This is a genomic window from Blastococcus deserti, assembly GCF_042682525.1.
Lineage (GTDB): Bacteria > Actinomycetota > Actinomycetes > Mycobacteriales > Geodermatophilaceae > Blastococcus_B > Blastococcus_B deserti.
The window spans coordinates 1-3556 of record NZ_JBHUHP010000006.1 but is presented as its reverse complement, the minus strand read 5'-3'; the positions used below and the strand labels follow the sequence as shown (position 1 = coordinate 3556).

Genomic DNA, 3556 nt, shown 5'->3' with positions numbered 1-3556 from the left:
GTTGAGGTCGTCACGGGCACCAGCCCGCACGGCCAGGGCCACGAGACGGCGTGGAGCCAGATCGTCGCCGACCACCTCGGCGTCCCGTTCGAGGACATCGAGGTGCTGCACGGCGACACGTCCATCGCCCCGAAGGGCATGGACACCTACGGCTCACGCTCTCTCGTCGTCGGTGCCGCGGCGGTGGTGAAGGCGGCCGACAAGGTCGTCGCCAAGGCGCGCAAGGTCGCCGCGCACCTGCTCGAGGCCAGCGAGGACGACCTGGACTTCGCCGACGGGAAGTTCTCCGTGCGCGGCACGCCCGGCACCGGTCTGAGCATCCAGGAGATCGCCCTGGCAGTCTTCGCCGCGCACAACTACCCCGACGACGTCGAACCGTCGATCGACGCCGAGGCGACGTTCGACCCGGTGAACTTCTCCTTCCCGCACGGGACGCACATCTGCGCCATGGAGGTCGACACCGACACCGGCATGGTGAAGATCCGGAAGTACGCCTGCGTCGACGACATCGGGACCGTCGTCAACCCGCTCATCGTCGAGGGTCAGGTGCACGGTGGCCTCGCCCAGGGCATCGCCCAGGCACTGTTCGAGGAGGCGGTCTACGACGCCGACGGCAACCTCACGACCGGCACCTTCGTCGACTACCTGGTCCCCTCGGCCGCCGACCTGCCGCACTTCGAGACGAGCAACACCATCCACCAGGCGACGAGCAACCCGATCGGGGCCAAGGGCGTCGGGGAGGCCGGCACGATCGCCAGCACCCCTGCCGTCGTCAACGCGGCGCTCGACGCCGTCCGCCACCTCGGGGTGAGCGACATACGGATGCCGCTGACCCCGGAACGGGTCTGGCGGGCCATCCATCAGGGCGGGGACGGCGGCGGCCGCGCGGCGGCCGTGACCACCGCCCAGGGCCTCGATTCCGCCTCCACTCCCCTCGCGTCCGGCGACGAGACGCCCGGAGGTGCGCTGTGATCCGCGAGAACGACGAAGGAGTCGAGCCATGATCCCCGCTCCGTTCGCCTACGCCCGTCCCACCACCGTCGACGAGGCCCTCCAGGCGGTCGCCGAGGGCGGCGAGGACGTGAAGATCCTCGCCGGCGGGCAGTCGCTGATCCCGGTCATGCGGCTGCGGCTGGCCGCTCCCGAGACCGTGGTCGACCTGACCAAGGTGGCCGAGCTCCGTGGAGTGCGGGAGGAGGGTGACGCGATCGTCGTCGGGGCGATGACCACGCACTCCGACGTCATCGGCGACCCGCTGATCGGCCGGTACGCGCCGATCATCGCGGAGGCCACCGAGACGGTGGCCGACCGGCAGGTGCGGCACCGCGGCACCTTCGGGGGCGCTCTGGCGCACGCCGACCCGGCCGGTGACCTGCCGGCGGTGGCCCTGGCCCTGGACGCGGAGTTCGTGATCGCCGGGCTCGAGGGGCGGCGGACCGTTCCGGCCGCGGACTTCTTCGTCGACTACCTCACCACCGCGCTGGAGGAGGGGGAGCTGCTCGTCGAGATCCGCGTCCCGAAGCTCGAGGGCTGGGGCATGCGCTACGAGAAGTTCAACCGGGTGGCGCAGGCGTGGTCGATCGTCGCGGTGGCGGCGCTGGTCCGCCGCGAGGGCGACCGGATCGCCGAGGCGCGGATCGGGCTGACCAACATGGGCCCGACCCCGCTGCGGGCGACGGCGGTCGAGCAGGCGCTGGCCGGCGCCGAGGCGACCCCTGAGGCGATCGCCGACGCGGCGTCCCACGCGGCCGAGGGCACCAGCCCGAGCAGCGACCTCAACGCCCAGGCCGACTACCGGCAGCACCTCGCTACGGTGCTGACCCGCCGGGCGGTGACGGCGGCCGCCGGGTTGTAGCTTGAAGGACCCCGTCCTCCCCACCCCTCGCAGGCTCGGGGCGGCGCCCTGGACGGGGCCACGCCGGTCCGTACCCGTCCGTCCCGGCCGGTCCATCCCTGTGCGGGGTGGACCGGCCGGCACGCACAGCCAGGAGGTCAGCCGTGCAACTGGAGAACTCGTTCACCGTTCCCGTCCCCGTCGACGAGGCATGGCGGGTCCTCCTCGACATCGAGCGCATCGCGCCGTGCATGCCCGGTGCCGCGCTGGACTCCGTCGATGGCGACGACTTCACCGGGCGGGTCAAGGTCAAGCTGGGGCCCATCAACCTCACCTACCAAGGCAAGGCGTCGTTCATCGAGAAGGACGAGGCCGCGCACCGCGCGGTCATCGACGCCCGGGGCAAGGACCAGCGCGGCAACGGCACGGCGGCGGCCACGATCACCGCGAAGCTCGCGGCCGAGGGCTCGATCACGCGGGTCGACGTGCTGACCGACCTCAACATCACCGGCCGGCCCGCCCAGTTCGGCCGGGGCGTGATGACCGATGTCGGGAACAAGCTGCTCGGCCAGTTCGCCGACAAGCTCGCGGCCCAGCTCGGCGAGGGCGACGCCCAGGGTGATGCTGCCCGGGCGGCCGCCGCGGAGGAGACCGCTGCGCAGAAGGCCGCCGCGACGGCGGCCGGGGCGGTCGAGGAGATCGCCGCCGCCGCCGAGGGGTCCGCCGGCAACGGGGCCGCCGGCAAGGCCGTGAAGAAGGCGGCCGCAGGAACGAAGAAGGCCGCCGCGGCCGCGACCGACAAGGTCAGCGCCACCAGCGCCGTGGAGCCGGAGAAGAGCGCTCCGGCCAAGAAGGCAGCGGCGGCCAAGAAGGCAGCACCGGCCAAGGCCGCGCCGGACGCGACCGCTCCGGTGCAGGCCGTCCCGCCCCTGGACGCCGCCCCCGCCGCGGCCGACACCGCACCTGCGGCGGCCGACACCGCACCTGCGGCGGCCGACACCGCACCTGCGGCGGCCGACACCGCACCTGCGGCGGCCGACACCGCACCTGCGGCGGCCGACACCGCCCCCGCCGGGAAGGCACCCAGCGGTCCGCCCGGAGGCCCCACCGCGCCGCCCAGCCGCCCGCCGTCCGGGGCGCCGGTGCGCAGCGTGCCGTCCGCCGGGCCGCGCGTCGTGACCCGCCCGCAGGAGGAGCCCGAGCCGATCGACCTGCTCGAGGTCGCCGGTGGGGCCGCCATGGCCCGGTACGCGGCTCCGGCCGCCGGGGTCGCGGGTGTGGTGCTGGTCGTCGCCTTGCTGATCCGGCGCCGCCGCCGGCGGCGTCGCGCCTGACCGGAGGACCTCCGCGGTTCCGCCGTCGATCTCGACCGTGGTCCCCGCCCCCTGGCTCTGGCCGCGGTGCATGACAACGGTGGCGGCCCGATGCCCTCTGTCACATCTGGTGGTGGCGCTCGTCAGCCACACGTCTGATGCCTTCGCGGGCCGAGCCGACATCCCGTGACATTCCTAGGACGCGCTGGTAGACGGCCGGAAGGTGTCAGACCTCGTCCGTAGATTCGCTCATGTGTTCGAGGTCGGGTTCGGGGTCGCGGTGACGGTGGCGCCGCTGGATGTGGCGCCCTGTCCGGTGGAGGTGCTGCCGGCGGGGGTGACGGCGCGACCCAGCCGGTTGGGTGAGCTGCTGCCGGTCGGGGCCCGGAGCGATGCCGAGATCGCGCTG

General features: G+C 73.5%; 3 protein-coding genes. All 3 read left to right on the top strand.

All coding sequences use genetic code 11. The annotated features are described in order from the left end of the window. Positions 1 to 972 (top strand): xanthine dehydrogenase family protein molybdopterin-binding subunit (locus ACFSHS_RS06280; protein WP_376873200.1); only part of this gene is annotated, 972 nt, incomplete at its 5' end. 28 nt (positions 973 to 1000) lie between these two features. Next, positions 1001 to 1855, top strand: a complete 855-nt coding sequence (locus ACFSHS_RS06275; RefSeq protein WP_376873197.1) for an FAD binding domain-containing protein — start codon at positions 1001 to 1003, stop codon at positions 1853 to 1855. Positions 1856 to 1998: 143 nt separating this feature from the next. Then, entirely contained in the window at positions 1999 to 3168 is a 1170-nt protein-coding gene (locus ACFSHS_RS06270; RefSeq protein WP_376873194.1) for an SRPBCC family protein, read from the top strand. Positions 3169 to 3556: the final 388 nt, after the last annotated feature.

Excerpts from the sequence above, each read along its gene's own strand:
- ACFSHS_RS06275 (WP_376873197.1), top strand. The coding sequence starts at position 1,001 with ATGATCCCCGCTCCGTTCGCCTACGCCCGTCCCACCACCGTCGACGAG.